Origin of the sequence: Streptomyces erythrochromogenes, assembly GCF_036170895.1 — a bacterium.
In the GTDB taxonomy this organism is placed as follows: Bacteria; Actinomycetota; Actinomycetes; order Streptomycetales; family Streptomycetaceae; genus Streptomyces; species Streptomyces erythrochromogenes.
Window position 1 is genome coordinate 2,161,170 of the sequence record NZ_CP108036.1, and the last position, 25,266, is coordinate 2,186,435.

At 73.6% G+C, this 25,266-nt stretch carries 21 protein-coding genes; 9 read left to right on the forward strand and 12 right to left on the reverse strand.

The genetic code is table 11. The features are described from left to right. Positions 1 to 175 precede the first annotated feature (175 nt). The 3 genes from OHA91_RS09905 to OHA91_RS09915 form a co-directional block, all read right to left on the reverse strand. The gene (locus OHA91_RS09905) at positions 176 to 487 is read right to left on the reverse strand and encodes a (2Fe-2S)-binding protein (RefSeq protein WP_107064706.1); all 312 of its coding nucleotides are present in this window, start codon (positions 485 to 487) and stop codon (positions 176 to 178) included. Further along, positions 487 to 1,662, reverse strand: a complete 1,176-nt coding sequence (locus OHA91_RS09910) for an NAD(P)/FAD-dependent oxidoreductase (RefSeq protein ID WP_037632402.1) — start codon at positions 1,660 to 1,662, stop codon at positions 487 to 489. Before OHA91_RS09910 ends, OHA91_RS09905 begins: the two co-directional genes overlap by 1 nt. Before the next feature lie 82 nt (positions 1,663 to 1,744). After that, positions 1,745 to 4,129, reverse strand: coding sequence for a collagenase (locus tag OHA91_RS09915; protein ID WP_328741110.1), 2,385 nt, complete (start codon positions 4,127 to 4,129; stop codon positions 1,745 to 1,747). 174 nt (positions 4,130 to 4,303) lie between these two features. Here OHA91_RS09915 and OHA91_RS09920 point away from each other — a divergent pair, with 174 nt between their 5' ends. Genes OHA91_RS09920 through OHA91_RS09935 form a run of 4 tightly spaced genes read left to right on the forward strand, consistent with a single transcriptional unit; the run spans position 4,304 to position 7,535 of the window. Then, positions 4,304 to 5,683 (forward strand): aminopeptidase P family protein, encoded by a 1,380-nt coding sequence (locus tag OHA91_RS09920; RefSeq protein WP_031151066.1) that lies wholly within the window; start codon positions 4,304 to 4,306, stop codon positions 5,681 to 5,683. Between the two features lie 50 nt (positions 5,684 to 5,733). Further along, a complete protein-coding gene (locus OHA91_RS09925) occupies positions 5,734 to 6,345 on the forward strand; it encodes a TetR/AcrR family transcriptional regulator (protein WP_051893174.1) in 612 nt (203 codons plus the stop codon). Continuing rightward, positions 6,335 to 6,952 carry a hypothetical protein gene (locus OHA91_RS09930; protein WP_031151062.1) on the forward strand — a complete coding sequence of 206 codons (618 nt, stop codon included), beginning with the start codon at positions 6,335 to 6,337 and terminating at the stop codon, positions 6,950 to 6,952. The genes OHA91_RS09925 and OHA91_RS09930 overlap by 11 nt, the downstream gene beginning before the upstream one ends. Further along, complete coding sequence (locus tag OHA91_RS09935) at positions 6,945 to 7,535, forward strand: GNAT family N-acetyltransferase (RefSeq protein ID WP_328739081.1); 591 nt, start codon at positions 6,945 to 6,947, stop codon at positions 7,533 to 7,535. Before OHA91_RS09930 ends, OHA91_RS09935 begins: the two co-directional genes overlap by 8 nt. A gap of 730 nt (positions 7,536 to 8,265) precedes the next feature. On the opposite strand, the gene OHA91_RS09940 is transcribed toward OHA91_RS09935, so the two are convergent. Together OHA91_RS09940 and OHA91_RS09945 are read right to left on the reverse strand one after the other, a co-directional pair. Beyond that, the gene (locus tag OHA91_RS09940) at positions 8,266 to 8,664 is read right to left on the reverse strand and encodes a RidA family protein (RefSeq protein WP_031151058.1); all 399 of its coding nucleotides are present in this window, start codon (positions 8,662 to 8,664) and stop codon (positions 8,266 to 8,268) included. Beyond that, the gene (locus OHA91_RS09945; protein ID WP_031151056.1) at positions 8,661 to 9,797 is read right to left on the reverse strand and encodes an acyl-CoA dehydrogenase family protein; all 1,137 of its coding nucleotides are present in this window, start codon (positions 9,795 to 9,797) and stop codon (positions 8,661 to 8,663) included. The genes OHA91_RS09940 and OHA91_RS09945 overlap by 4 nt, the downstream gene beginning before the upstream one ends. A gap of 148 nt (positions 9,798 to 9,945) precedes the next feature. Between OHA91_RS09945 and OHA91_RS09950 the strand changes: the two genes are divergently transcribed. The 3 genes from OHA91_RS09950 (at position 9,946) to OHA91_RS09960 (ending at position 13,359) form a co-directional block, all read left to right on the forward strand. Beyond that, positions 9,946 to 11,607, forward strand: a complete 1,662-nt coding sequence (locus OHA91_RS09950) for an AMP-binding protein (RefSeq protein ID WP_031151054.1) — start codon at positions 9,946 to 9,948, stop codon at positions 11,605 to 11,607. A 4-nt stretch (positions 11,608 to 11,611) separates the two neighbouring features. Then, on the forward strand, positions 11,612 to 12,412 hold the full coding sequence (locus OHA91_RS09955) for a PaaX family transcriptional regulator (protein ID WP_031151052.1): 801 nt from the start codon (positions 11,612 to 11,614) through the stop codon (positions 12,410 to 12,412). Positions 12,413 to 12,519: 107 nt separating this feature from the next. Beyond that, complete coding sequence (locus OHA91_RS09960; RefSeq protein ID WP_031151050.1) at positions 12,520 to 13,359, forward strand: GNAT family N-acetyltransferase; 840 nt, start codon at positions 12,520 to 12,522, stop codon at positions 13,357 to 13,359. A gap of 20 nt (positions 13,360 to 13,379) precedes the next feature. On the opposite strand, the gene OHA91_RS09965 is transcribed toward OHA91_RS09960, so the two are convergent. After that, positions 13,380 to 15,635, reverse strand: coding sequence for a bifunctional salicylyl-CoA 5-hydroxylase/oxidoreductase (locus OHA91_RS09965; RefSeq protein ID WP_266492581.1), 2,256 nt, complete (start codon positions 15,633 to 15,635; stop codon positions 13,380 to 13,382). Positions 15,636 to 15,639: 4 nt separating this feature from the next. Next, positions 15,640 to 16,467, reverse strand: coding sequence for an enoyl-CoA hydratase family protein (locus OHA91_RS09970; RefSeq protein WP_030965287.1), 828 nt, complete (start codon positions 16,465 to 16,467; stop codon positions 15,640 to 15,642). A 262-nt stretch (positions 16,468 to 16,729) separates the two neighbouring features. Between OHA91_RS09970 and OHA91_RS09975 the strand changes: the two genes are divergently transcribed. After that, positions 16,730 to 17,158, forward strand: a complete 429-nt coding sequence (locus OHA91_RS09975) for an ATP-binding protein (RefSeq protein WP_031151045.1) — start codon at positions 16,730 to 16,732, stop codon at positions 17,156 to 17,158. A 14-nt stretch (positions 17,159 to 17,172) separates the two neighbouring features. On the opposite strand, the gene argF is transcribed toward OHA91_RS09975, so the two are convergent. The 5 genes from argF to OHA91_RS10000 form a co-directional block, all read right to left on the reverse strand. Further along, on the reverse strand, positions 17,173 to 18,192 hold the full coding sequence (gene argF / locus OHA91_RS09980; RefSeq protein ID WP_031151043.1) for an ornithine carbamoyltransferase: 1,020 nt from the start codon (positions 18,190 to 18,192) through the stop codon (positions 17,173 to 17,175). A 113-nt stretch (positions 18,193 to 18,305) separates the two neighbouring features. Further along, entirely contained in the window at positions 18,306 to 19,532 is a 1,227-nt protein-coding gene (locus tag OHA91_RS09985) for an arginine deiminase (protein ID WP_031151041.1), read from the reverse strand. Between the two features lie 46 nt (positions 19,533 to 19,578). Continuing rightward, on the reverse strand, positions 19,579 to 20,085 hold the full coding sequence (locus OHA91_RS09990) for a hypothetical protein (RefSeq protein WP_266492571.1): 507 nt from the start codon (positions 20,083 to 20,085) through the stop codon (positions 19,579 to 19,581). 179 nt (positions 20,086 to 20,264) lie between these two features. Next, positions 20,265 to 22,820 (reverse strand): polynucleotide kinase-phosphatase, encoded by a 2,556-nt coding sequence (locus OHA91_RS09995; protein WP_328739083.1) that lies wholly within the window; start codon positions 22,818 to 22,820, stop codon positions 20,265 to 20,267. Continuing rightward, positions 22,817 to 24,340, reverse strand: coding sequence for a 3' terminal RNA ribose 2'-O-methyltransferase Hen1 (locus OHA91_RS10000; RefSeq protein ID WP_328739084.1), 1,524 nt, complete (start codon positions 24,338 to 24,340; stop codon positions 22,817 to 22,819). Before OHA91_RS10000 ends, OHA91_RS09995 begins: the two co-directional genes overlap by 4 nt. Positions 24,341 to 24,462: 122 nt before the next feature. On the opposite strand from OHA91_RS10000, the gene OHA91_RS39860 reads away from it, so the two are divergent. Further along, a complete protein-coding gene (locus tag OHA91_RS39860; protein ID WP_408059159.1) occupies positions 24,463 to 25,263 on the forward strand; it encodes an excalibur calcium-binding domain-containing protein in 801 nt (266 codons plus the stop codon). Positions 25,264 to 25,266: the final 3 nt, after the last annotated feature.

Below are 25,266 nucleotides of genomic sequence, written 5' to 3' on the forward strand. Positions count from 1 at the left end.
GGGCGGCTCCACGGACCGGGACGCCTCCACGGACCGGGACGGGGCGTCGGCCGGCTCGGCGGACGGGGACGGCTCCGCAGCCGCGCACGCCTCCGCGGGCAGAAACGGCGGTCCGGCGGCATCCGGTGGCTGCGCGGATCGGGGCTCCCCCGCGGAGCGAGGCGGCTCGGCGGGGTCAGACGGCGAGGTCGGCACGGCCGGTTCCCTCCTGGGTGGTGACGGCGTCGCCCGGCCGGGCCGGGACCAGGCAGGCGCGCTGGTTCGGCCGGCCGTTGACGGTGACGAGGCAGTCGTAGCAGCTGCCGATCCCGCAGAAGGCCCCGCGCGGGGCGCCGCCCTCGCGGGTGGTCCGCCAGGCGAGGACGCCGGCGCCCCAGAGCACCGCGGCGACGCTCTGGCCGGGCAGGGCGGGCAGTTCGCGGCCGTCGAAGGTGATCTCGTACGCGGCCGCCGGGCTGCCGCCGACCAGCGAGCGGGGGCTGCGCATCAGTGGTGCTCCTCGGGGGTGTCGGCGGGGGCCGGGCCGCTGCCGAAGCGGTCCGGGCGGAAGGGGTGGGCGGGCAGCGGGGGCTCGGTCCCCGCCAGGGCGGCGGCGATCATCAGCCCGGTGGCGGGGGCCAGGCCGATGCCGGCGCCCTCGTGGCCGCAGGCGTGGAGCAGCCCGGGGCGGCGGCGGTCGGGGCCGATCGCCGGGAGGTGGTCGGGCAGGTAGGGGCGGAAGCCGTGGTAGGTGCGCAGGACCCGGACGTCGGACAGTACGGGGAAGAGTGCCGCCGCCTGGGAGGCCAGCCGGCGCAGGGCCTGCGTCGACAGGCTCCGGTCGAAGCCGACCCGTTCGCGGGTGGCGCCGATCAGGACCGGTCCCGAGGGGGTGCCCTCGACCACGGCCGAGGACTGCAGGGCGGCGGAGCCGCTGGCGACGTCCGCGATGTAGTCGGCGGCGTAGACCTTGTGCCGGACCACCCGCGGCAGCGGTTCGGTCACCAGGACGAAGCCGCGGCGCGGGAGGACGGGCAGGTCCGTGCCGGCCAGCGAGGCGATGTGTCCGCCCCAGGTACCGGCCGCGTTCACCACGGCGGGGGCCAGGAGTTCGCGGCGCCGCGTGCGGACCCCCCGTACGGCGCCCCGGTCCAGCAGGACCTGCGTCACCTCCTCGCCGAGGTACGTCTCGGCGCCCGAGGCGGCCAGCAGCCGGGCCGCGGCCTGCGCCGGCTGGACCTGGGCGTCCTGCGGGTAGTGGAATCCCCCCGCGAGGCCCGGGGCCAGGTGCGGCTCCAGGTCGTGCAGGGCGTGCGCGGGCACCTCGACCGCGTCCACGCCGGCCGCGCGCTGGCCCTCTGCGAAGGTCCGCAGCGCCTTCACGGTGGCCTCGTCCGGGGCGACGACGAGCCCGCCCTTGGGCTCGTACTCGACCTCCCGCGGGAGGACCGCGGCCAGGTCGGTCCAGAGCCGTGTGGAGAGCAGGGCGAGGTCGAGCTCGGGGCCCGCCTCCTTGTCGGAGACGAGCAGGTTGCCTTCGCCGGCGCCGGTGGTGCCGCCCGCGACGGGTCCGCGGTCGACCACGGCCACGGAGAGTCCGGCGCGGGCCGCGTAGTAGGCGCAGGCCGCTCCGACGACGCCGGCGCCGATGATCACGGCGTCCAGGGAGTGTCTCTTGAGCACGACAGTAATATGTCACATTCTTTAGTGCCTGCCCAGACCGGTCCTGCGCCCTCCTCAGGCGCAGGACCGGTCCGGGTGTCCGTCAGCTGCGCAGCGGTCCTTCACAGCTGTAATTCGAGGTCGCCGCGACCTTGTTGCTCCAGATCTCCGGCGGGCCGAAGGAGCAGTTCATGTCGGCGAGGTTGTTGGAGGCGGCGCCCGCCCGGTCGAGGATGAAGTAGTCGACCGTCTCCGACATGTCCTTGAAGTTCTGGTCGTCGCTGCGCCAGTTCTTCAGGTTTGCCGTGATCCGGCCCGTACAGGTGAAGCGGCGCTTGCCGGGGTCGCCGTTCTCCACGCAGTCCGGGGTGTTGTAGGTGGCCGTGGCGAAGGCCGACTTCACCGAGGCGAGCGCCGAGTCACGCAGCTGCTCGTTCGGGGTGAAGGTGGTGTTCGGCACGAAGAGCTGGTCGACCTTGGCGATCTGCGCGTTCAGGAAGCGGTCGTAGTCGCGCTGGAGGTAGGTGTCCGCGCCCAGCCGGTGGCGCCAGGCGTCGTACGCCGCCACGTCGTCGGCGCGCAGGTGGGTGTACATCTCGCGCAGCAGCGAGGGCTTCTCGGTCCACAGGAACTCGAAGAAGGTGCCGGCGTAGCTGTAGAAGCGGAAGCCGTCGCCTTCGTAGGTGGCGTTCAGCAGCTGCTCGACGGTCATGCGCGGTCCGCCGCCGGCCGTGTCGCTGATGATGCTCTTCACGAGGGACTTGCGGACGGCGATGCCGTTGTCGCGGGTGGCTCCGTCGAAGAACTCGGCCGTGCCCTCGTCCATGGCGGTCGTGCGGTCGCCCTCGTACCAGGGGCCCTGGCCGAAGAAGCCGGGGACGGCGAAGCGGCCGTTGAGGTAGTGCGTGTACTCGTGGCGGAAGAGCTCCTCGAGGGTGAGGGAGGAGTCCTGCGGGACGCGGCGCTGGTAGGTGTAGAAGGTGGCGCCGTTCTCGATGTAGATGCCGCCGTTGTTGGTGTCGTAGCCGGTCAGGATCGGGTGGTAGTTGACGTAGTCGGCGCGCGAACCGTAGAGCACGATGTTCAGCGTGGCGTTGGGGTCGCCCGCGAGCGGCTGGTCGGTCCCGAGGACGCGGTGGTACTGGGCCTTGACCTGCTTGCTCGCGTAGTAGAGCTGGTCGACGGTGGCCCGGTCCAGGCCGGTGCGGACCTTGATGGCGCCGTTGTCGTAGGTGTAGGTGTAGGGGAAGATCTGCTTCTCGATGTCCTCCTTGCACACCCCGTACGGCTTGCAGGCCTCGTAGAAGTTGAGCCAGGAGACGACCTTGGCCCACGGCTCGCTGCCGTCGCCGAAGCCGGCCTTCACGGGCCCTAGCATCGCGCCGAGGTCGCCGACGACCTGGTCGCGCAGGCCCCCGACCTGGCCGAAGCGGGCGTACTCGCTGAGCGCGTCGCGCACCACCCAGGCGTTGCCCGTGCCCTTGAGGTGCGTGTACGTGCCGAAGGCCTTGAAGGCGGCGCGGTAGGCGGGGTCGGCGGCCACGGCGGCGTGGAAGGCGGTGTCCTGGTTGCCCGGGTAGACGCCGAGGTAGTTGGTGGAGAGCGCGGCGAGCACGGCGCCCGCCCAGGCGGGGTCGAGGTGGGTGGCCGGGTGGGCCGGGTCCATCGTGGCGAGGACCTTCTTCACCAGGCCGAGCTGGTGCTGGCGCAGGCCGGGGCCGGCGGCGTAGAGGGCCTCGCGCAGGGTGCGGGCGTTGGTGGGGGTGACGTCGAAGGTCCGCGCCGCGTTGCCGTAGTCGTCGATGGCCTTGCGTATCGCGGCGGTGGTCGGGGCGTCGGTGACGTCGATCTCGTCGCGTGAGAAGTCGTGGTAGGCGACGGCGTGCAGGTAGGTGAACATCTCCTCCAGGTGGGAGGAGTTGCGGCCGTCGTGGGCGGCGGCCAGGGCGGATATCCGCCGGGACACGGCCTGCACGTGCGCGTCCGACATCACCGGGGCCAGGCGGGCGTCCCAGGTCCAGATCAGGCCGCGCAGGCAGCCGTCGGCCGTGACGGCCTGGTCGGCGAGGAAGTCGGCGAACTGCTCGGGCGTGAGGTTCGTGATCCCGTCGAGGGTGCAGGGAACGCCCGCGGCGACGCTCTTGGCGGTCGGGGCGGACTTGGCCGCCCCGCCCCGCTTCTCCAGCTCCTGGGCGGGCGCGCTGGCGGGGGCCGCGCCGGGGACCTGGCCGGAGAGGTTCAGTCCGCCCGGGGCCGGGGCGGGGGCGGGAGCGTTGTCCTTCGCGTCGGCGAAGCGGTCGACCTCGTCGAACGGGTTCCCCGTGGGGCCGTGGGCCGCGCCGGCGGACGGGGCGGCCTGGGCGCCGGCGGACGCGGCGGGGGCCGCGGACTCGGCGGCCTGCGTGGTGCCCTGTGCCGCGGTGGCGACGAGGGTCACCGCTATGGCGGAGGCGAGGAGGGAAGAGCGCACAGCTCTGTGCTTGAGCACCGAGAACTCCTGTTCGGAGAGGGTGAGGTGGGGGGTGGTGCGTGAACTGCCCTGCGTCACGCGGCGTTTGACGGGGATTAACGTGCCGCGGTGTGAGCTGTAACATAGTAATGTGAAATTGCACTGACAAGACCTGTGCGCCCACCAGTTCGCGTCTTCCGTGAAGGAGCCCCCGTGACCGACTCCCCCGCCCGCCTCAACACGGGCAGCCACGACCGTCCGGTGTCACCGGAGTTGTCCCGGTTCATGGCGGGCGACTGGGCCGCCTCCCCGCTGCCCGCCTCCGCACGGGTCGCGGCTCACGACGTCACCCCGGCCCGCCGGGCGCGGCTTTCGGCCCGCTTCCCGGGTGAGCGGCTGATCGTCCCGGCCGGGGAGCTGAAGGTCCGCTCCAACGACTGCGACCACCGGTTCCGCCCGCACAGCGCGTACGCCTGGCTGACCGGCCTCACCGGCGAGGACCAGGCCGGGCACGTCCTGGTCATGGAGCCGTCGGGCCCGCACGCCCACGAGGCCGTGCTGTACCTGCGCCCCCGCTCACCGCGGGCGGACGGGGGCGGGGAGTTCTACCGGGACCGCCGGTACGGGGAGTTCTGGGTGGGCCGCCGCCCGGACCTGGCGGAGGCGGAGCGCCTCACCGGCATCCGCTGCGCGCACCTGGACTCCCTCGGCGCACCGGAGGGCCGACACGCGGCCACCGACGCGGAACTCGCCGCCGCCCTATCGGAGTTGCGCCTCGTCAAGGACGCCTGGGAGGTCGAGCAGCTCCAGCTGGCCGTCGACCACACGGCGGCGGGCTTCGAGGACGTCGTACGCGCCCTGCCGCGCGCGCTGGCGCACCCGCGCGGGGAGCGCTGGATCGAGGGGGTCTTCGGCCTGCGCGCCCGGGCCGAGGGCAACGGCACCGGCTACGAGACGATCGCCGCGTCGGGCGCCCACGCGTGCACCCTGCACTGGATCCGCAACGACGGCCGGCTGAACGGCAACGAGCTGCTCCTCCTGGACGCGGGCGTGGAGACGGACACCCTCTACACCGCGGACATCACCCGCACCCTGCCGCTGTCGGGCCGCTTCTCACCCGTCCAGCGGCAGGTCTACGAACTGGTGCTGGCCGCCCAGGAGGCCGGCATGGCGGCACTGCGCCCGGGAGCGAGCTTCGGGGACTTCCACCGGGCCGGGATGCGGGTGATCGCCGAAGGCCTGGCCGAATGGGGCGTCCTGAAGAACGCGGAGGGCGACCTGCACCGGCGGTACACGCTGTGCAGCAGCGGACACATGCTGGGCCTCGACGTGCACGACTGCGCGAAGGCGCGGGCGGAGACCTACCTGGACGGGGTCCTGGAGGAGGGCCAGGTCCTGACGGTGGAACCGGGCCTGTACCTCCAGCCCGACGACGAGACCCTTCCGGCCGAACTGCGGGGCATCGGCGTCCGCATCGAGGACGACCTGGTGATCACTGCGGACGGGGCCCGCCTGATGTCGGGCGGGCTGCCGCGCACGGTCGCCGGCATCGAGGCCTGGATGGCCGGCCTCTTGGAGGCCGGCCGCGCCTGAGACCGTAGGGTGTACTAGCAGTACACCCCACCGGCGCGTACCATAAGTACATGCCACTGCCTCGTTTCGACCGCCTGCCTGCCGAGCGCCGGGAGCACATCCTGGGAGTCGCACGGCGGCACTTCGCCGAACACGGCGCCGAAGGCGCCTCCTACAACAAGATCATCGAGGCCGCCGGGGTCTCCAAGACCGCCGCCTACCACTACTTCGACGGCCGGGAGGACCTGCTCACCGCCGTCCTCGACGGGGTCCTCGACCGTCTGCTCGACGCCCTCGGGCCCTGGGAACCGGCCCGCGACGAGGGCGACTTCGAGTCCCGGTTCGCCGCGGGCGCCACCGCCCTCGGCGCCCACCTGGGCGGCCACCCCGAGGACCTGGCCCTCGCCGACGCAGCCATCGGCCGTGCCTCCGGCGGCCCTTGGCTCGACTGGTTCGGCGCCCTGGTCGCCGACGGCCGCCGGCTCGGGCTGATCCGTACCGACGTGGATCCCTCGCTGATGGTCGCGGCGACCGCGGCGGTCATCCGCGCCGCCGACGCCTGGGCGCTGGCCCGTAGGGCGACCGCCCCCGACCCGGGTGGTCCGTCGGGGCAGCTGTGGACCCTGCTGCGCGGCCTGTGGGGCGCGGCGCCGACCGGACAGGAGCCCGACCATGCGCTCTGACCTGCGGATCTCCTGGGAGATACCGGCCACCCCGCCCGGCCTCGCCGGACGCCTGGAACGGTTCATGGGCCCGGGGAAGTCCCGCTCCGAGAACGCGGTGGAAACCGTCGGCCTCCTCGGATGCGCGCTGCTCCTGGCCGCCGGAGTGTGGAACTCGGGGGCGGCGCGCGACTGGTCCACGGCCCAACTCGTCGTGGTCGCCCTGGCCGGACTCGACCTGATCGGCGGGGTGCTGACCAACGCCACCAACGCCGCCAAGCGCTGGTACCACCGGGCCGACCCCGCGGCCCGGCGCGCACGGCTGCTGTTCGTCTCCGCGCACCTGGTCCACCTCGCCGCGATGGGGCTCTTCGTCCTGGACGGCGACCTCGACTGGACGCTGGGCAACGCCGCGCTGCTCCTCGGCGGGGCGGTGGCGGTGGAGTTCGCGCCCGTCCGGCTGCGGCGGCCGGTGGCGATGGCCGTGTTGATGGCTGCCGTCCTGGTCAACCTGTTCTGGCTGCCGGTGGCGACCGCACTCACCTGGTTCGCACCGCTGTTCTTCCTCAAGCTGCTGGTCTGCCACCTCGTACCGGAGGCCCCGCTGGAGGAGCGGCGCGATGCCTGAGGCTTCCTGGCGGATCGTCACCGACCCCGATCCGGTCGCCTGCGCCGACCTGCTCGCCGCCGCGTTCGCCCGGGAGCCCACCGTCTCCTGGATCTGCGGCGACTCGGCCTCCGCGCGCACCCACTGGTTCCGCAGCACCCTGCGCACCCACGCCCGCCTCGCCGGTGCGGGTGCCCGGCGGGCCGCGCTCGTGGATCCGGACGGCCGCCTCCTCGCGGTGGCCGTCCTCACCCCTCCGGGCGCGGCCCCGTCGACCGTCGCCCAGGCCGGCTGGGCGGCCCGTACCGTACTGCGCTGCGGGCCCCGCGCGCTCGGCCGGACGCTGCGGTACCTGCGCGCCACCGAGGGCGGCGCACCGCCGGGGGCCGGGACGCTGGAGTTCATCGGGGTCCACCCGGACCTGACCGGCCACGGGGCCGGCCGCGCCCTCCTGGACCACGTCCTGACCACCGCCCACGGCAACTACCTGACGACAGCGGACCCGTCGAACGTCCCCCTGTACCGCCACTTCGGCTACACCCCCCTGCGCGAAACCCGGCTGGGCCCGCTGACGATCACATCGATGGCCCGGCCGCACCCCTAGCCGGGCCCCTCGCGGGGAGCCAGGCAGGATCCGGGCCGGCCCCGCACCCCTCGCGGGGGGGGCTGGGCGGGATCCAGACCCCGTGCGGTTCCCCTCGCGGGGGGCCGGGCGGGATCCGGGCCCGGTGCCCGCACCCCTCGCGGGGAGCCGGGCGGGATTCGGGCTCGGTGGGGGCCGGTCGCGGTGCCGCCGAGGGGTATCTCCTCGGCTCGGCGCGTGCGGGGATGTCTCGGCTGTGACCCGGTGGTCGCGCCTCGTCCTGCGGGGACACCCTCACCGTCCCCGCTCCAGCAGTACAAGCCCGGTTCCGGGAAGCCCGGTCTCCTTCGGGCGGAGCACAGGCGTGGGGTGGGGACACGGCGGAGTGTCCCCGCAGGACGAGCGCGCAACCCCCGCCCGACAGCCGAGACAGCCCGCACGCGCCGAGCCGAGGAGACACTCCGGCGGGGCACCGCCCCACACCACACGCTCCCGCCCCGCGGAAACCCGCAACCCCGGCGGGAGCCCAGCGGCACGGGACGAGCCGAGGAGACACTCCGGCGGGGCACCGCCCCACCCGAACCACCCCGCCCCGCGGAAACCCGGCAACCCCGGCAACCCCGGCAGGAGCCGAACCACACCGGTGCCGCACCGCGGAAACCCGGCCACCCCGGCGGGAGCCGAGCGGCACCGCCCCACCCGAACCATCCCGCACCGCGGAAACCCGGCCACCCCGACGGGAGCCGAAGGGTTACGGGAGGACCGCCACACCGTCCAGTTCCACCAGCGCCGCCTCGTCCCAGAGGCGGACCGCGCCGATGACGGCCATCGCCGGGTAGTCGCGGCCCGCCAGCCTCCGCCAGATGCGGCCCAGTTCGGCCGCATGGATCCGGTACGCGGCCACGTCGACCGCGTACACCGTCACCCGGGCCAGGTCCGCCGGCGCACCGCCCGCCGCGGCCAGCGCCGACAGCAGGTTGGCCAGGGCCGTCTCGAACTGCTCCGGCAGGGTCTCCCCCACCACCTTGCCCGCGCCGTCCAGTGCCGTCTGCCCCGCCAGGAACACCAGCCGCGAGCCCGTGGCCACCACCGCGTGCGAGAAGCCCGTCGCGGGCGACAACTCCGCCGGGTTGATCCGCCGGAGGCTCATCGCCCGGCCTCCAACGCCCCGTACAGCTCCTTCGCGATGATCGTGCGCTGCACCTCGCTCGCCCCCTCGTAGATCCGCGGCGCCCGCACCTCCCGGTAGAGGTGCTCCAGCAGGTGGCCCCTCCGGAGGGCGACCGCTCCGTGCAGTTGGACCGCGTGGTCCACCACGTACTGGGCCGTCTCCGTGGCCAGCAGCTTCGCCATCGCCGCGCGCCGCGGCACGTCCGCCGCCCCCCGGTCGTAGGCCCCGGCCGCCGCGTACACGAGCAGCCGGGCCGCCTCGGTGCGGGTGGCCATCTCGGCCACCCGGTGCGCCACCGCCTGGAGGTCGCTCAGCGTTCCGCCGAACGCGGTACGTCCTGCCGTGTGGGCGAGCGTCGCGTCCAGTGCGGCCCGGGCCATGCCCACCGCGAACGCGCCGACGCTGGGCCGGAAGAGGTTCAGGGTGTCCATGGCGACGCGGAAGCCCCGCCCCCGCTCACCGAGCAGGTCGCGCGGTCCGACCGGGACCCCGTCGAAGCGGAGGGACCCGATGGGGTGCGGGGACAGCATGTCCAGCGGCTCACCGGTGAGGCCCTCGCGGTCCGCGGGGACCAGGAAGGCCGACACCCCCTTCGCACCCGGCCCTTCACCCGTACGGGCGAACACGGTGTAGAAATCCGCCTCGGGGGCGTTGGAGATCCAGCACTTCTCGCCGCTGAGCCGCCACCCGCCACCCCCGCCGGCATCCGGGACCGCGGCCAGCGCCAGCGCCGCCGCGTCCGAGCCCGCCCCCGGCTCGCTCAGCGCGAAGGCGGCCACGGCCCGCCCCGCCCGCACCTGCGGCAGCCACCGCTCCTTCTGCGCCTCGCTGCCCGCCCGCAGGACCGGATACGCCCCCAGCCCCTGGAGGGCCAGCGCGGTCTCGGCCTCCGTACACCCGTAGGCCAGGGACTCCCGCAACAGGCACAGTTCCAGCGCGCCCGAGGCGAACACCCGCTCCAGCAGCCCCAACTCACCCAGCGCCAACAGCAGCGGCCGGTTGACCCGGCCCGGTTCCCCCTTCTCCGCCAGCGGCCTCAGCCGTTCGGCCGACAGTGCGCGCAACCGCCCGCACCACTCCTCCTGGTCCACCCCGAGCGCGAATCCGGTCATCCGAATGTCCCCGCATCTATCGCGTCCTGTTGACTGCCGTCACCATCACGATACGCTCCAAGGAGTACCTCCCGGCGGTCGCCGGGAGAAACGACCGCACGGCCGGCCCCACCCCACTCCGGACCGCTGCAAGGGGGGCGAACCCGCCTTGGACCTCAAGCCTTCCGCTCACATCGACACCTTCGCCCGCGACCGTCTGCCACCGGCGGACGCCTGGCCGGAGCTCCTCTTCGACCTGCCCGAACTGGCCTATCCGGACCGGCTGAACTGCGGCTCCGAGCTGCTCGACGCCACCATCGCCCGGTTCGGCCCCGAGGGCGCCGACCGCCCGGCCTTCCGCGACGGCTCCGGCGAGGTGTGGACGTACGGCGGACTGCGCGACCGCGTGGACCGCCTCGCGCACGTGCTCACCGCCGACCTCGGCGTCGTCCCCGGCAACCGGGTGCTCCTGCGCGGCCCCACCGGCCCCTGGCTCGCCGCCTGCTGGCTCGCGGTCATGAAGGCGGGCGCGGTGGCCGTCACCGTCCTGCCGCAGCAGCGTGCGCAGGAGCTGGCGACGGTGTGCGAGATGGCCCGGGTGCGGCATGCCCTGTGCCACGCGGACGTGCTGGACGACCTCGTGAAGGCCGAGGTGCCGGGACTGCGCATCACCGCCTACGGCGGCGCCGGCCCGGACGACCTGCTCCGGCTGGCCGGGGCGCACGACGGCAAGCCCTTCCCCGCCGCCGGGACCTCCGCCGACGACGTCGCCCTGATCGCCTTCACCTCCGGCACCACCGGGCGGCCCAAGGGCTGCATGCACTTCCACCGCGACCTGCTGGCCGTCGCCGACACCTTCTCCCGCCACGTACTGCGGCCCCGCCCGGACGACGTGTTCGCGGGCAGCCCGCCGCTCGGCTTCACCTTCGGTCTGGGCGGGCTCGTCGTCTTCCCGCTGCGCGCCGGCGCGTCCGCGCTGCTGCTGGAGGACGCGGTGCCGCGCCGGCTGCTGCCCGCGCTCGCCGAACACCGGGTGACGGTACTGTTCACCGCGCCCACCGCCTACCGGACGATGCTGGACGCCCTCGGCCCGTACGACGTGGGCATGTACGACCTGTCCGCACTGCGCCGCTGCGTCTCGGCCGGGGAGAACCTGCCCGCCGCCACCTGGCAGGCCTGGTACGAGCGCACCGGCCTGCGCATCGTCAACGGCATCGGGGCGACCGAGCTGCTGCACATCTTCATCTCCGCCGCCGACGAGGACATCCGCCCCGGCACGACCGGCCGGGTGGTGCCGGGCTGGCAGGCCCGCGTCGTGGACCGGGCCGGACGGCCGGTCCCGGACGGCGAGCCGGGGCTGCTGGCCGTGCGCGGCCCGGTGGGCTGCCGCTACCTGGCCGATCCCCGGCAGGCGGAGTACGTGCGGGACGGCTGGAACCTGACCGGCGACACCTACGTGCGCGACCCGGACGGCTACTTCCGCTACGTCGCCCGGGCCGACGACATGATCGTCTCGGCGGGCTACAACATCGCGGGCCCGGAGGTGGAGGAGGCCCTGCTGCGCCACCCGGACGTGGTGGAGGCGGCGGTGGTGGGCCGCCCGGACGAGCGACGCGGGCAGGTCGTCGTGGCCTACACCGTCCCCCGCGAGGGGGCGGTCCTGACGGAGGACGCCCTGCGCACCTTCATGCGGGCGGAACTGGCCCCGCACAAGTGCCCGCGCTCCTTCGTCTTCCTGCCGGCGCTGCCGCGGACCGCCACGGGCAAGCTCCAGCGCTTCCGACTGCGCGATCAAGGAGCGGGGCCCGGCCGGTCCGACGGCCTAGAGTGAAGCCGTGGTCGAGCAGCACACTCCGCGATCCCTGATCGTCACGTTCTACGGAGCCTACGGGCGGGCCTTCGAGGGCCCGGTCCCGGTGTCCGCGCTGGTCCGCCTGCTGGGCGCAGCCGGGGTCGACGCCCCGTCGGTCCGCTCGTCGGTGTCCCGGCTGAAGCGGCGCGGCTTCCTGCTGCCCGCGCGCGCCGCGGACGGCGCGGCGGCGTACGAGCTCTCCGGCGAGGCGCGCCGGCTCCTCGACGACGGCGACCGCCGCATCTACGGCGGCCCGCAGTCGTCGGACGAATGGCTGGTGGCGGTGTTCTCCGTGCCCGAGCAGGAGCGGGCCAAGCGGCACCTGCTGCGCTCCCGGCTGGCCGGCCTCGGCTTCGGCGCGGTGGCGCCGGGGGTGTGGATCGCCCCGGCCCGGCTCGCGGAGGAGACCGCGCACACGCTGGAGCGGCTGCACCTGACGCCGTACGTGGAGCTGTTCCGCGGCAGCCATCTCGGCTTCGCGCCGGGTGCCGAGGCGGTGGCCCGCTGGTGGGACCTGGCCGCGCTGGCCAAGCAGCACGAGGAGTTCCTCGATCTGCACGAGCCGGCCCTGCGCGCCCTGCAGTCGGGCCCCCGGCCGACGCCGGAGGAGGCCTACTGCGGCTACCTCCTCGCGCTGGACAGCTGGCGCCGCCTGCCGTACGCCGACCCGGGCCTGCCGCGCGAGCTGCTCCCGGCGGGCTGGCCGGGCGACCGGTCCGCGGCGGTCTTCGCCGAACTCCACTCCCGGCTGCGGGACATCGGGGCGGAGTTCGTGGAACTGTAGGCCGCGGGGTGCGCGTCACGCCGGACGACGTGCCGCCGTGGTGGCCGGGTCGGCTGCCCGCGTGAAATGACGGTGCGGGTGGTGACGCCGCCGCGGCAGGATGAGCCATGACCTGGACCTTCACTTCCGATCTGGCCGCCTACCGGGCCGCGGCGGGCCCGGCCGTGGCCGCGCGGCCCGTCCCCAACACCCTGCTGCTGAGCGTGGCCGACGCGCTGGAACGGCGCGGGCTCCACGCCTTCGGCCCCGAGGCCCCCGTCTTCGGCTGGTGGACCGGTCCCGACGGTGCCGTTTCCGGCGCCCTGGTGTGCACCCCGCCGCACCCGCTGCAGCTCGGCGCGCTGCCCGGGGAAGCGGTCGGCGCGCTGGCCGACGCGCTCACCACCGAGCCGCTGCTGGCCGGGCTCCGGGCGATCAACGCCCGCCGCCCGGACGCGGAGGCGCTGGCCCTGGCCTGGGGCCGGCCCACGGTCGTCGCCGAGGAGCACCGGCTGTACCGGCTGGCCGGACTGGTCGCCCCGCAGCCCGCCCCCACCGGCCGGGCGCGGGTCGCCACCGAGGCAGACCTGCCGCTGCTGGTCGGATGGCTGGAGGCGTTCCACGCGGAGGTGGAGATCCCGGCCGGCCCGTCCGAGGCTCAGGTGCGCGACCGGCTCTCGTACGGGGGCTTCCTGGTGTGGGAGGACGGCGGCGCCGGCGTCTCGCTGGCCGCCTTCTCCCGTCCGATCGGCTCCGCTTCCCGCATCGGTCCCGTCTACACCCCGCCCGGGCTCCGGGGCCGCGGGTACGCCGCCGGGGTCACGCACGCGGCGAGCGAGGCGGCGTACGCGGCAGGCGCCGCGGAGGTCGTCCTCTTCACCGACCTGGCCAACCCGACGAGCAACGGCGTCTACCTGCGGCTGGGGTACCGGCCGGTGGAGGACCGGGCCCGGATCGTCCGGGCCTGAACGGGCCCGCGGTCGGAGCGTCAGCCGCGGCCCGTCGGGGGTTTGCGGCTGCCGGCGCGGTAGGGGGCGGGCCAGGGGGCTGCCGGGCCTTCGTAGGACTGGTCGGCGGCCGCGTGCAGGGTCCAGTGGGGGTCGTAGAGGTGGGGGCGGCCGAGGGCGCACAGGTCCGCCCGGCCGGCCAGCAGCAGGGAGTTGACGTCGTCCCAGGAGGAGATGGCTCCGACGGCGATGACTGGGACGCCGAGCGCGTTGCGGATCCGGTCCGCGTACGGGGTCTGGTACGAGCGCCCGTACTCGGGGGCCTCGTCCGCGACGACCTGGCCGGTGGAGACGTCGATGGCGTCGGCGCCGTGGGCGGCGAACGCGGCGGCGATCTCCACCGCCTCTTCGGGCGAGGTGCCGCCGGGCGCCCAGTCGGTGGCCGACAGGCGCACGGTCATGGGGCGTTCCTCGGGCCAGACCGCGCGGACGGCGTCGAAGACCTCCAGCGGGAAGCGCAGGCGGTTCTCCAGGGAGCCTCCGTAGGCGTCGTCGCGGTGGTTGGTCAGCGGCGAGAGGAAGCCGGAGAGCAGGTAGCCGTGGGCGCAGTGCAGTTCGAGCAGGTCGAATCCGCTGTCGGCGGCGCGTACCGCGGCCGCCGCGAAGTCGGAGCGCAGTGCGGCCAGGTCCGCCCGTTCCAGGGCGCGCGGGAACGCGGAGACGCCCGGCCGGTAGGGCAGTGCGGAGGCGGCGACCAGCGGCCAGTTGCCGTGCGGGAGGGGGTCGTCCATGCCCTCCCACATGACCTTGGTCGAGCCCTTGCGGCCGGCGTGGCCGAGCTGGACGCCGAGTGCGGCGCCGGGTGCCGAGGCGTGGACGAAGTCGGCGATGCGCCGCCAGGCGTCGGCCTGCTCCTGGGTGTAGAGGCCGGCGCAGCCGGGGGTGATGCGGCCCTCTGCGCTGACGCAGACCATCTCGGTCATCACCAGGCCGGCTCCGCCGAGGGCCCGTGCGCCGAGGTGGACGAGGTGGAAGTCGCCGGGCACGCCTTCTTCGGCCGAGTACATGTCCATGGGCGAGACGACGACCCGGTTGCGCAGGGTCAGGCCGCGCAGGGTGAGGGGGGTGAACATGGGCGGGGTGGTCTCGTCCGGGCAGCCGAAGTCCCGTTCCACGGCGCGGGTGAACCGCTCGTCGCGCAGCCGCAGGTTGTCGTGCGTGACGCGGCGGCTGCGGGTGAGGAGGTTGAAGGCGAACTGCCGGGCGGGCTGGTCGACGTATCCGGCGAGCTCTTCGAACCAGCGGCTGCTGGCGGCCGCGGCGCGCTGGGTGCTGGCGACGGCGGGGCGGCGGGCCGCCTCGTACGCGGCGAGGGCGGCCGGTACGTCCCCTTCGGCGGCGTCCACCGCTTCGGCGAGGGCGAGGGCGTCCTCGACCGCGAGTTTGGTCCCGGAGCCGATGGAGAAGTGGGCGGTGTGCGCGGCGTCACCGACGAGCGCCACGTTGCCGTGGGACCAGTGCTCGTTGACGACGGTGCGGAACTGCGTCCAGGCGGAGCGGTTGCCGTGCAGCGGCCGGCCGCGGAGGGCCTCGCTGAAGGTCTTGGCGCAGCGGGCCGCCGATTCGTCCTCGTCGCAGAGGTCGAGGCCCGCCGCCCGCCAGACCTCCTCGTGCATCTCCACGATGACGGTGGAGGCGTCGGCAGCGTACGGGTAGGCGTGCAGTTGCATGACTCCGTGCTCGGTCTCCGCGATCTCGAAGCGGAAGGCCTCGAAGGCGAAGTCGGCGGCGAGCCAGATGTAGCGGCAGCGGCCCGCGGTGAGGGTGGGCCCGTAGTGCGCGGCGTCGGCCTCGCGGATGGCGCTGTGCACGCCGTCCGCGGCGACCACCAGGTCGTGGGAGGCGCGCAGCTCGGCAGTGTCCGGGGCCTCGGCGCGGAAGCGGAGCCGGACTCCGAGTCCGGCGCAGCGCTCGTGCAGGATCTCCAGCAGCCGGCGCCGTCCGATGGCGGCGAAGCCGTGACCGCCGGAGGTGAGCAGCCGCCCCCGGTGCACGACGTCGACGTCGTCCCAGCGTACGAACTCCGCGCTCAGGGCGGCGTGGACGACGGTGTCGGCCCGTTCGATGCCGCCGAGGGTCTCGTCGGAGAGCACGACGCCGAATCCGAAGGTGTCGTCCGGGGCGTTGCGTTCCCACACCTCCACGGTGTGGCCCCGGCGGGCCAGCAGTGCGGCGGAGTACAGCCCTCCCGGTCCGCCTCCGACGACGGCGACCCGCAATGCGCTGCCGAGGGGCATGGCGCTACCTGCCCTTCCACTCCGGCGGCCGCTTCCCGGTGAAGGCCGCGTGGAACTCCGCGTAGTCCTGGCCGTTCATGAGCAGGGCCTGGGTGGCCGCGTCCAGCTCGACGGACGCGGCCAGCGGCATGTCGAGTTCCGCGGTGAGCAGCGCCTTGGTCTGTGCGTGGGCGAGGGAGGGGCCCGCGGCGAGGCGGGCGGCGAGTTCGGCGGCCCGTACGTGGGCCTTGCCCTCTTCGGTGAGCTCGCTGAGCAGCCCGATCCGCTCGGCCTCGGGTGCGTGGACGGGCTCGCCGAGCATCAGCAGGCGGGTGGCGTGGCCGAGGCCTACGACGCGGGGCAGCAGGTAGGCGGCGCCCATGTCGCCGCCGGAGAGGCCGACGCGGGTGAAGAGGAAGGCGAAGCGTGCGGTGGGGTCGGCGATCCGGAAGTCGGCGGCGAGCGCGAGGACGGCGCCGGCGCCGGCGGCCACCCCGTGCACGGCGGCGATCACGGGGAAGGGGCATTCGCGGATCGCGCGGACGACCTGGCCGGTCATCCGGTTGAAGTCGAGGAGCTGCGCGGTGTCCATGGCGAGGGTGGCGCCGATGATCTCGTCGACGTCTCCGCCGGAGCAGAAGCCGCGGCCCTCGCCGCCCAGGACGAGGGCGCGCACGGAACGCTCGCGGGACAGTTCGGCGAGGAGATCGCGCAGGTCGGCGTAGGCGCCGAAGGTGAGCGCGTTGATCTTCTCGGGGCGGTCGAAGGTGACGGTGGCGACGCCGTCCTGCCGGGTGACCCGGAGGTGGTGCCACCGTTCGGTCGCTGGTGTGGAACCGGTGAAGGGGCTCACACGACCGACGTTATCACCAGATCGTGACTACCGTCAGAGAAACGCGAGAGGCGGGACCTCGGTCCCCCCGCCGGCGGCAGGGTGCCCTACGGGATCGAATTTCGACTCCGTATCGTTGAAAGAGGTAGTTCCCCCCATGCCCGGACACCCCATTTCCCTCACGCACCCCCCGGCGCGAGCCGGCCGGTACGGACCCCTCGTGCGAGTCCCCGGCCCGGCTCCCCGGCGCGATGCGGCCCATCACGGAGAGGAAGATCCCGCAGTGCCCGAAAACCCCGCCTGGCGGATCACCCTGCCCCACTCGGCGGCCGCTGTACCCCTCGCCCGCGCCCTCGTCCGCACGGCGCTGGCCGACGCCGACGCGCCCGCCGACAGCGACACGGCGGAGCTGCTGACCGCGGAGCTGGTCGCCAACGCCGTCGAGCACACCCCCGCCCGCGACCCGATCGAGCTCGTCGTGGAGCTCCTGGCGAACGGCTGCCAGGTCGAGGTCCACGACGGCGACCCGCAGCCGCTCGGCGAGCTGTCGGCCGGCCCGGACGACGCCCGCCCCGACCCCTGGCAGGAGCACGGCCGCGGACTGCTGCTCATCCGGACGCTGAGCTCCACCTGCGGCCACCGCCGCACGCCGCACGGCAAGGCGGTCTGGTTCACCCTGCCCTCGCGGCGGCTCCTGCCGGCCGACGCCTGAGGCCCCTCGTACGGCTACGCGTCCCCCGGGCCGGGACGGCCGAGCGTGGCGACGAGTACGGCCTTGATGGTGTGCAGCCGGTTCTCGGCCTCGTCGAAGACGACGGAGTGCTCCGACTCGAACACCTCGTCCGTCACCTCCAGCGAGTCGAGCCCGTGCCGCTCGTGGATCTCCCGGGCCACCTTGGTGCCCAGGTCGTGGAAGGCCGGCAGGCAGTGCATGAACTTCACGTCCGGGTTCCCGGTGGCCCGCAGCACGTCCATGGTGACGGCGTACGGCGACAGTGCCGCGATCCGCTCGTCCCAGACGTCCTTGGGCTCCCCCATGGACACCCAGACGTCGGTGACCACGAAGTCGGCCTGGGCGACGCCCTCGGCGACCTCCTCGGTCAAGGTGATGCGCGCGCCGCTGTCCGCCGCGAGCCTGCGCGCCTCGGCCACCACGTGCTCGGCGGGCCAGTAGCTCCTGGGCGCGACGATCCGCACGTCCATGCCCAGCAGGGCGCCGGTCACGAGGTAGGAATTGCCCATGTTGAAGCGGGCGTCGCCGAGGTACGCGAAGGCGATCCGGTGCAGCGGCTCGGTGCTGTGCTCGGTCATCGTGAGGACGTCGGCCAGCATCTGGGTGGGGTGCCAGTCGTCGGTCAGGCCGTTGAAGACCGGCACGCCGGAGTGCGCGGCGAGCTCCTCGACGGCCTCCTGGCTGTCGCCCCGGTACTCGATCCCGTCGAACATCCGGCCCAGCACCCGGGCGGTGTCCCGCACCGACTCCTTGTGCCCCATCTGGGAGCCGGCCGGGTCGAGGTAGACGGTGTGGGCACCCTGGTCCGCGGCGGCGACCTCGAAGGCGCAGCGGGTGCGCGTCGAGGTCTTCTCGAAGATCAGCGCGATGTTCCGGCCCCGGAGCAGACGCTGCTCGACCCCGGCCTTCTTGGCCGCCTTCAGATCGGCGGCGAGCTCGACCAGGCCGCGGAACTCGGCGGCCGTGAAGTCCAGCTCCTTGAGAAAACTGCGGCCTTTGAGGTCGGGGGCCATGGGGTCGCTCCAGCGTCACGGTGACAGGGGATGCTGGAAGTCTATACGATACTCTGTATTGATATACAGAGTGGCGGTGTGACGTCTCCCGGACCGGCCGCAGGTCTGCCTGCTCAGACGGCGTCCCGCTCCACCGGACAGCTCATGCAGCGCGGCCCGCCCCGGCCCCGCCCCAGCTCGCTGCCCGGGATCTCGATCACCTCGATGCCCTGCTTGCGCAGGTGCGTGTTGGTGGTCACGTTCCGCTCGTAGGCGACGACCACCCCCGGCTCGACGGCGAGCACGTTGCACCCGTCGTCCCACTGCTCGCGCTGCGCCGAGTGCACGTCCTGGGTGGCGGTCAGCACCCGGATCGAGTCGAGCGAGAGCGCCGCGGCGATGGCCCGGTGCATGTGCTCCGCGGGATGGTCGGTCACCTTCAGCTCGTTGCCACCGTCGCCCGGCTCGATCGTGTACGAGGGGAGCATGCCGAGCCCCGCGTACTGAGTGAACGTATCTCCGTCGACCATCGTCATCACCGTGTCCAGGTGCATGAAGGCCCGGTGCTTCGGCATGTCGAGGGCCACGATGGACGTCGCCGACCCGGCGGCGAACAGGCCCCGCGCCAGCATCTCCACCGCCTGCGGCGTGGTCCGCTCGCTCATCCCGATCAGCACCGCGCCGTTGCCGATGACCAGGACGTCCCCGCCCTCGATCGTCGAGGGGTAGTCCGCCTGCCCCTGCGACCAGTAGTGGAAGGCGCCGGAGGTGGTGAAGAGCGGGTGGTGGCGGTAGATCGCCTCGAAGTGGACGGTCTCGCGCTGCCGGGCGGGCCAGCGCATCGCGTTGATCGACACCCCGTCGTAGATCCAGGCGGAGGTGTCGCGGGTGAAGAGGTGGTTGGGCAGCGGCCCCAGCAGGAAGTCGTCCAGGTCCAGGGCGTGGAAGCGCACGGACACCGGCTCGGTGTGCCGCTCCAGGAACTCCCGCTTGGTCATCCCGCCGACCAGCGCCTCCGCCAGCTCCGCCGAGGCCAGTCCGTCGAAGGCCGACCGCAGGTGGTCGGTGGCGAGCGGGCCGTACTCCTTCTCGTCGAACACCCGGTCCAGTACGAGGCGCCTGGCCTCCGGGATCCCGAGGACCTCGCACAGCAGGTCCCCGAAGAGGTGGACCTCCACGCCCCGGTCCCGCAGCACGTCCGCGAAGCCGTCGTGCTCCTGACGGGCCCTGCGCACCCACAGCACGTCGTCGAAGAGGAGCGCGTCCTTGTTGCCGGGTGTGAGCCGCTTCAGCTCCAGGTCGGGCCGGTGGAGGATGACGCGGCGAAGCCGCCCGGTCTCGGAGTCGACATGGAATCCCATGCCGTACACGTTCGCAGACCGGGCGGCCTTTTGAGGTGGCGTCGGCTCAGCGGGGCAGGGCCACACCGAGAAGTGCTTCCGGCGCTCCCGTGATCTCCGGCGTGAGCAGGCCCAGCTTGGGCGTGGTCAGGTTCGGCAGCCCGGAGTTGGACCCGTCCGGCATCGTGAGCGGGGAGCCCAGGACCGCGCCCGGGGTACGGGTGCGCACGGTGGTGGCGGGCGACTCCAGGGAGCCCTGGCCGTCCGTCTCCGGCCGGCCCGCCAGGTTCGGCAGCGGGGAGGTCACCAGGGTCTCGCCGAGCTCGGTGGCGATCGGGACCGCCGGGAGCAGCGGCGTGGGGAGCATGTCCCCCTTGTGCATGCGGGGAGCCTCGGGCGCTCCGACGACCGGCAGCGGCACCGCGGTGGCGATCCGCGGCACGTCCAGGCCCGTCGTGGTCTCCACACCTTCGAGCGGCACACCCACCGGCACCCCGTCGGCCACGGCCGGGGTGGCCACGCCGGCCGCGGCCATACAGGTCAAGAGCGCCGCAATGCTTCCGCGCGCGGTCATCTTCATAGGTGATGTTCCGTCCTTCCAGGGTCACGGTCGTTCCGCTGCTCTGGATGAACGATCCCGCCGGTGGTTTTCCCGGAGTTCTCCGCGAAAGTTCCCCCATACGACCTAATTCGAGGCCGTACGGGGGCTCCGCCTTTACGCCGCGGCCGGCGCCGCGGCCGGCGCCGTCGCCGTCACAGCCGCGGGTCGACCGGCTCCGACTCCAGCGCGAGGACCGCGAAGACCGGCTCGTGGACCCGCCACAGCGGCTCGTCGGCCGCCAGCCGGTCCAGCGCCTCCAGTCCGAGCGCGTACTCGCGCAGCGCGAGCGAGCGCTTGTGCCCGAGGAACCGCTCCCGCAGGCGCTCCAGCTGCTCCGGACGCGTGTACTCCGGGCCGTAGATGATCCGCAGGTACTCCCGTCCGCGCACCTTCACGCCGGGCTGGACCAGCCGGCCCTTGCCGTCCCGGGCGTAGGCCTGGAGCGGTTTGACGACCATGCCCTCGCCGCCGGCCGCCGTCAGCTCCAGCCACCAGTCGGTGCCGGCCCGTACGGAGTCCTCGTCCCCGGTGTCCACCAGGATCCGGCCGGTGCGGCGCAGCAGGCCGGTGCCGCCCGGGGTGCCCGGGTCGTCGGCCTCGACCAGCCGGTCCAGCCAGGCCAACTGCTGGTCGTGGGGTACGGCGGCCAGCGACCGCCCGGCCGCGGCCAGCAGCTGGAACGGCGCGAACCGTACGCCCTCCAGCCCGTCGGTGCTCCAGCAGTAGCGGCGGTAGGCCTCGGTGAAGGCCGCCGCGTCGCCGGCCCGGCCGCGCTGGCGCTCCAGCAGGGCTCCGGTGTCGACGCCGCGGGCGGTCGCCGCCTCCAGGGCGCCGACGGCATCCGGGAAGACGGCGCGCGCTGCGGCGCCCACGGCGGCGTACTGGTTGCGCAGCAGGCCGCCCGACTTCAGCGACCAGGGCAGGAGTTCCCCGTCGAGCAGCACCCAGTCCGTGCCCAGCTCCTCCCACAGCCCGGCGCCGGTGACCGCGGCGCGCAGCCGCGCCAGGACCTCCTCGGTGACCTCGGCGTCGCGGAAGAAGGGCCGTCCGGTGCGCGTGTACACGGAACCGGTCGGACCGTCCACGCCGAACCGCTCGCGGGCGGCGTCGGCGTCCTTGCAGACCAGGACGGTGGCGCGGGAGCCCATGTGCTTCTCCTCGCACACCACCCGGTCGATGCCGTCCTTGCGGTACTGGGCGAAGGCCTCGGCCGGGTGCTCCAGGTAGCCGTCCTCGCGGGAGGTCGCGGTCGGCGCCATGGTCGGCGGCAGGTACGGGACCAGCCTCGGGTCCACGGCGAACCGGCTCATGACCTCCAGGGCCGCGGCCGCGTTCTCCTCGCGCACGCCCACGTTGCCCAGGTGCCGGGTCTCCACGACGCGGCGCCCGTGGACGTCGGCCAGGTCGAGCGGGCGGCCGTCATTCCCGCCTGGCACCTCGGTGACGAGCGGCTTGACCGGCTCGTACCAGACCTTCTCGGCCGGTACGTCGACCAGTTCGCGCTCGGGCCAGCGCAGGGCGGTCATCCGGCCGCCGAAGACGGCTCCGGTGTCGAGGCAGATGGTGTTGTTGATCCAGGCGGTGTTCGGGACGGGGGTGTGGCCGTAGACGACGACGGCCTTGCCGCGGTAGTCCTCGGCCCACGGGTAGCGCACGGGCAGGCCGAACTTGTCCGTCTCGCCGGTGGTCTCCCCGTAGAGGGCGTGCGAGCGGACCCGGCCGGAGGTGCGGCCGTGGTACTTCTCGGGCAGGCCTGCGTGGCAGACCACCAGCTTCCCGCCGTCGAGGACGTAGTGGCTGACGAGGCCGCGGATGAACTCCCGCACCTCCTCGACGAACTCCTGCGGCTCGTGGGAGAGCTGCTCGATCGTCTCGGCGAGCCCGTGGGTCTGCTGGACCTTGGAGCCCTTGAGGTAACGGCCGAGCTTGTTCTCGTGGTTCCCGGGCACGCACAGGGCGTTGCCGGACTTGACCATGCCCATCACGCGGCGCAGGACGCCCGGGCTGTCGGGGCCGCGGTCGACGAGGTCGCCGACGAAGACGGCCGTGCGGCCCTCGGGGTGGACGCCGTCCTCGTAGCCGAGCTTGCCGAGCAGGGTCTCCAGCTCGGAGGAACAGCCGTGGATGTCACCGACGATGTCGAACGGGCCGGTGAGGTGGGTGAGGTCGTTGAACCGCTTCTCCAGGACGACCTCGGCGGCCTCGGCCTCCTCGACGGAGCGCAGCACGTGCACCTTGCGGAAGCCCTCGCGCTCCAGGCCGCGCAGGGAGCGGCGCAGGTCGCGGCGGTGCCGCTGGATGACCGCGCGGGGCAGGCCGGCCCGGTCGGGGCGGGCCGCGTTGCGCTCGGCGCAGACCTGTTCGGGCATGTCAAGGACGATGGCGATGGGCAGCACGTCGTGCTCGCGGGCGAGCGCGACGAGCTGGCGGCGGGCGTCGGCCTGCACGCTGGTCGCGTCGACGACGGTCAGGCGGCCGGCGGCGAGGCGCTTGCCGGCGATGTAGTGCAGGACGTCGAAGGCGTCCCGGCTCACGCTCTGGTCGTTCTCGTCGTCGCAGACCAGGCCCCGGCAGTAGTCGGAGGAGATGACCTCGGTGGGCTTGAAGTGCTTGCGGGCGAAGGTGGACTTGCCCGATCCGGTGGCCCCGATCAGGACGACGAGGGACAGGTCGGTGACGGGAAGTCTGCGCTTGGTCTCGGTGGTCATGCTGCCTCGCCCTCCTTCGGGGAGTCGGTGGTGGTGGTTCCGGTGGCCGTGGCGCCGGTGGCGGTGTCGGTGTCGCCGACCGCCTCCTGGGTGAAGACGGCCATCTGGGTCGGCGGCCCGACCTCGGGGTCGTCGTCGCCCACGGGGACGTACGCGACCGTGTAGCCGAAGCGCTCCGCGACGGAGCCGGCCCAGTCGCGGAACTCCTCGCGGGTCCACTCGAAGCGGTGGTCGCCGTGGCGGACGTGCCCGGCCGGCAGGGTCTCCCAGCGGACGTTGTACTCGACGTTCGGGGTGGTGACGAGGACCGTGCGGGGACGGGCCGAGCCGAACACCGCGTACTCCAGGGCGGGCAGCCGCTCCAGGTCCAGGTGCTCGATGACCTCGCTCAGCACGGCCGCGTCATAGCCGGCCAGCCGCTTGTCGGTGTAGGCGAGCGAGCCCTGGAGCAGCGTGACGCGCGACCTCTGCCGCTCGCCCATCCGCTCCAGCCGCAGCCGCCGGGCGGCGATGGTCAGGGCGCGCACGGAGACGTCCATGCCGACGATCTCGGTGTACGCCGGGTCCCCCAGCAGCGCCTGCACCAACTGGCCCTGTCCGCACCCGAGGTCCAGCACGCGCTGGGCTCCGGCGGCGCGCAGGGCGGCGAGGACGGCCTCGCGCCGGCGCGCGGCGAGCGGTACGGGCCGCTCCTGCGTGTCGCGCGTCTCGTCCACGGCGTTGTCGATCTCCTCGACCTCGCTGCCGTCGGACTCGGCGAGGCGGACCAGCTCCAGGCGCTCGATGGCGTCCTGGGTGAGCCTCTTGTGGCGGGCCAGGTAGCGGGAGCTGATCAGCGCGTTCTCGGGGTGCGCGGCGAGCCAGCCGTCTCCGGCGCGCAGCAGCTTGTCGACCTCGTCGGCGGCGATCCAGTAGTGCTTGGCGTCGTCGAGGACCGGCAGGAGCACGTAGAGCTGGCGCAGGGCGTCGGCGAGGCGCAGCTCGCCCTCCAGTACGAGGCGCACGTAGCGGGAGTCGCCCCACTCGGGGAACTGCTCGTCGAGCGGCAGGGCCTCGGCCCGTACGAGGTCCCAGCCGAGCGGGTCGAACAGCCGGTGCACCATCGCGGCGCCGCCGCGTGCGGGGAGCACGGGGATCTCGATGCGCAGCGGGCGCGCCTGTTCCGGGAGCTCCGGGCGCAGGACGCACTGGCCCTTGAGGGCGGTGCGGAACACTCCGCTGAGCGCGACGGCCAGCAGCGAGGAGGCGGCGTACGGCCGGTCGTTGACGTACTGCGCGAGCGCGGCGTCGGGCGCCCCGCCCCGGCCCTTGCCCTTCCCGCGGCGGACGAGCGCGACGGGGTCCACCTCCAACAGCAGGGCCGCCGTGCACCGCTGGGCCGTGGCCTCGGGGTAGAACACGTGGGCGGTGCCATGGGACTGGTTCTCCACGCGCACCCGGTCCGGGTGCTTGTGCAGGAGAAAGCCCAGGTCAGTCGCCGGATTCTCGGCGGTCCCGGTGGTGGTGATCGTAAGGAACATGCGGTTCAGCATGACGGCCGGATCATCCTCGGGCCAACGGATTTCGAGCGAAAACAAGTACGATCTTCAACCTTCTGGATAGGCTCGCGCGCCCCGCACCGTGTTCAGCCTCCAGGAGCGCCATGTACCCGCCCCCGCACGCCCACGCCCCAGCGCCCATGCCCGTGCCCAAGCCGCCGCGCCGCTGGTGGCAGCACCCCGCCCTGATCATCACGGCGCTCGTCGTCCTTCCGCCCGCGGGGATCGCGCTCGCCTGGACGAGCCAGTGGGAGCGGACGCAGAAGATCGTCGCCACCGTGCTGTCCGGCATCTGGTTCCTGATACCGCTGCTGTCGGACCCGCCGAAGGAGACCGGGGCCGAGGGCAAGGCACCGGCCCCGGCGGCGGCCTCCGCCTCTCCCGCCCCGAGCAGCAGTCCGCCGCCGGCACCGACGCCCACACCGAGCGCCGAACCGCAGATGCCCTCAGCCGTCGGCTGGCCCTACGCGCAGGCGGAGAAGACGGTGGAGGAACTGATCGACGGCGAACTCAAGGCGCTGAGCGCCTACGCCGACGTCAGCCTCCCCGCCGACCACGGGACCTGGCTCGTCTGCTTCCAGGACGTCACGGCCGGCAGCAGGCTCGTGGCGCAGAGCGCCGCTCCGGTCGTGCACCTGGTGGCGCCGGGCACCGCCTGCCCCGCCACGCCCGGCACGGACCTGCGCCCGAGGCCGGCCGCCCCGGCGCCCGCCCCCACGACCGCGGCCCCCACGGCCGACCCGGCGCCCGACGACGAGGCGGGCGGGAGCGGCGGTGGCGGCAATGTCTCGTACCGGAACTGCACCGCCGTGAGGGCGGCGGGCGCGGCCCCCATCCGCGTCGGCGACCCCGGCTACGGCCGACACCTCGACCGCGACGGAGACGGCGTCGGCTGCGAATCCTAGGCA

Excerpts from the sequence above, each read along its gene's own strand:
- OHA91_RS09905 (WP_107064706.1), bottom strand. The coding sequence starts at position 487 with ATGCGCAGCCCCCGCTCGCTGGTCGGCGGCAGCCCGGCGGCCGCGTAC.
- OHA91_RS09925 (WP_051893174.1), top strand. The coding sequence starts at position 5,734 with ATGCCACTGCCTCGTTTCGACCGCCTGCCTGCCGAGCGCCGGGAGCAC.
- OHA91_RS09930 (WP_031151062.1), top strand. The coding sequence starts at position 6,335 with ATGCGCTCTGACCTGCGGATCTCCTGGGAGATACCGGCCACCCCGCCC.
- OHA91_RS09935 (WP_328739081.1), top strand. The coding sequence starts at position 6,945 with ATGCCTGAGGCTTCCTGGCGGATCGTCACCGACCCCGATCCGGTCGCC.
- OHA91_RS09940 (WP_031151058.1), bottom strand. The coding sequence starts at position 8,664 with ATGAGCCTCCGGCGGATCAACCCGGCGGAGTTGTCGCCCGCGACGGGC.
- OHA91_RS09945 (WP_031151056.1), bottom strand. The coding sequence starts at position 9,797 with ATGACCGGATTCGCGCTCGGGGTGGACCAGGAGGAGTGGTGCGGGCGG.
- OHA91_RS09960 (WP_031151050.1), top strand. The coding sequence starts at position 12,520 with ATGACCTGGACCTTCACTTCCGATCTGGCCGCCTACCGGGCCGCGGCG.
- OHA91_RS09965 (WP_266492581.1), bottom strand. The coding sequence starts at position 15,635 with ATGCCCCTCGGCAGCGCATTGCGGGTCGCCGTCGTCGGAGGCGGACCG.
- argF (WP_031151043.1), bottom strand. The coding sequence starts at position 18,192 with ATGGCCCCCGACCTCAAAGGCCGCAGTTTTCTCAAGGAGCTGGACTTC.
- OHA91_RS09985 (WP_031151041.1), bottom strand. The coding sequence starts at position 19,532 with ATGGGATTCCATGTCGACTCCGAGACCGGGCGGCTTCGCCGCGTCATC.
- OHA91_RS09990 (WP_266492571.1), bottom strand. The coding sequence starts at position 20,085 with ATGACCGCGCGCGGAAGCATTGCGGCGCTCTTGACCTGTATGGCCGCG.
- OHA91_RS09995 (WP_328739083.1), bottom strand. The coding sequence starts at position 22,820 with ATGACCACCGAGACCAAGCGCAGACTTCCCGTCACCGACCTGTCCCTC.
- OHA91_RS10000 (WP_328739084.1), bottom strand. The coding sequence starts at position 24,340 with ATGTTCCTTACGATCACCACCACCGGGACCGCCGAGAATCCGGCGACT.
- OHA91_RS39860 (WP_408059159.1), top strand. The coding sequence starts at position 24,463 with ATGTACCCGCCCCCGCACGCCCACGCCCCAGCGCCCATGCCCGTGCCC.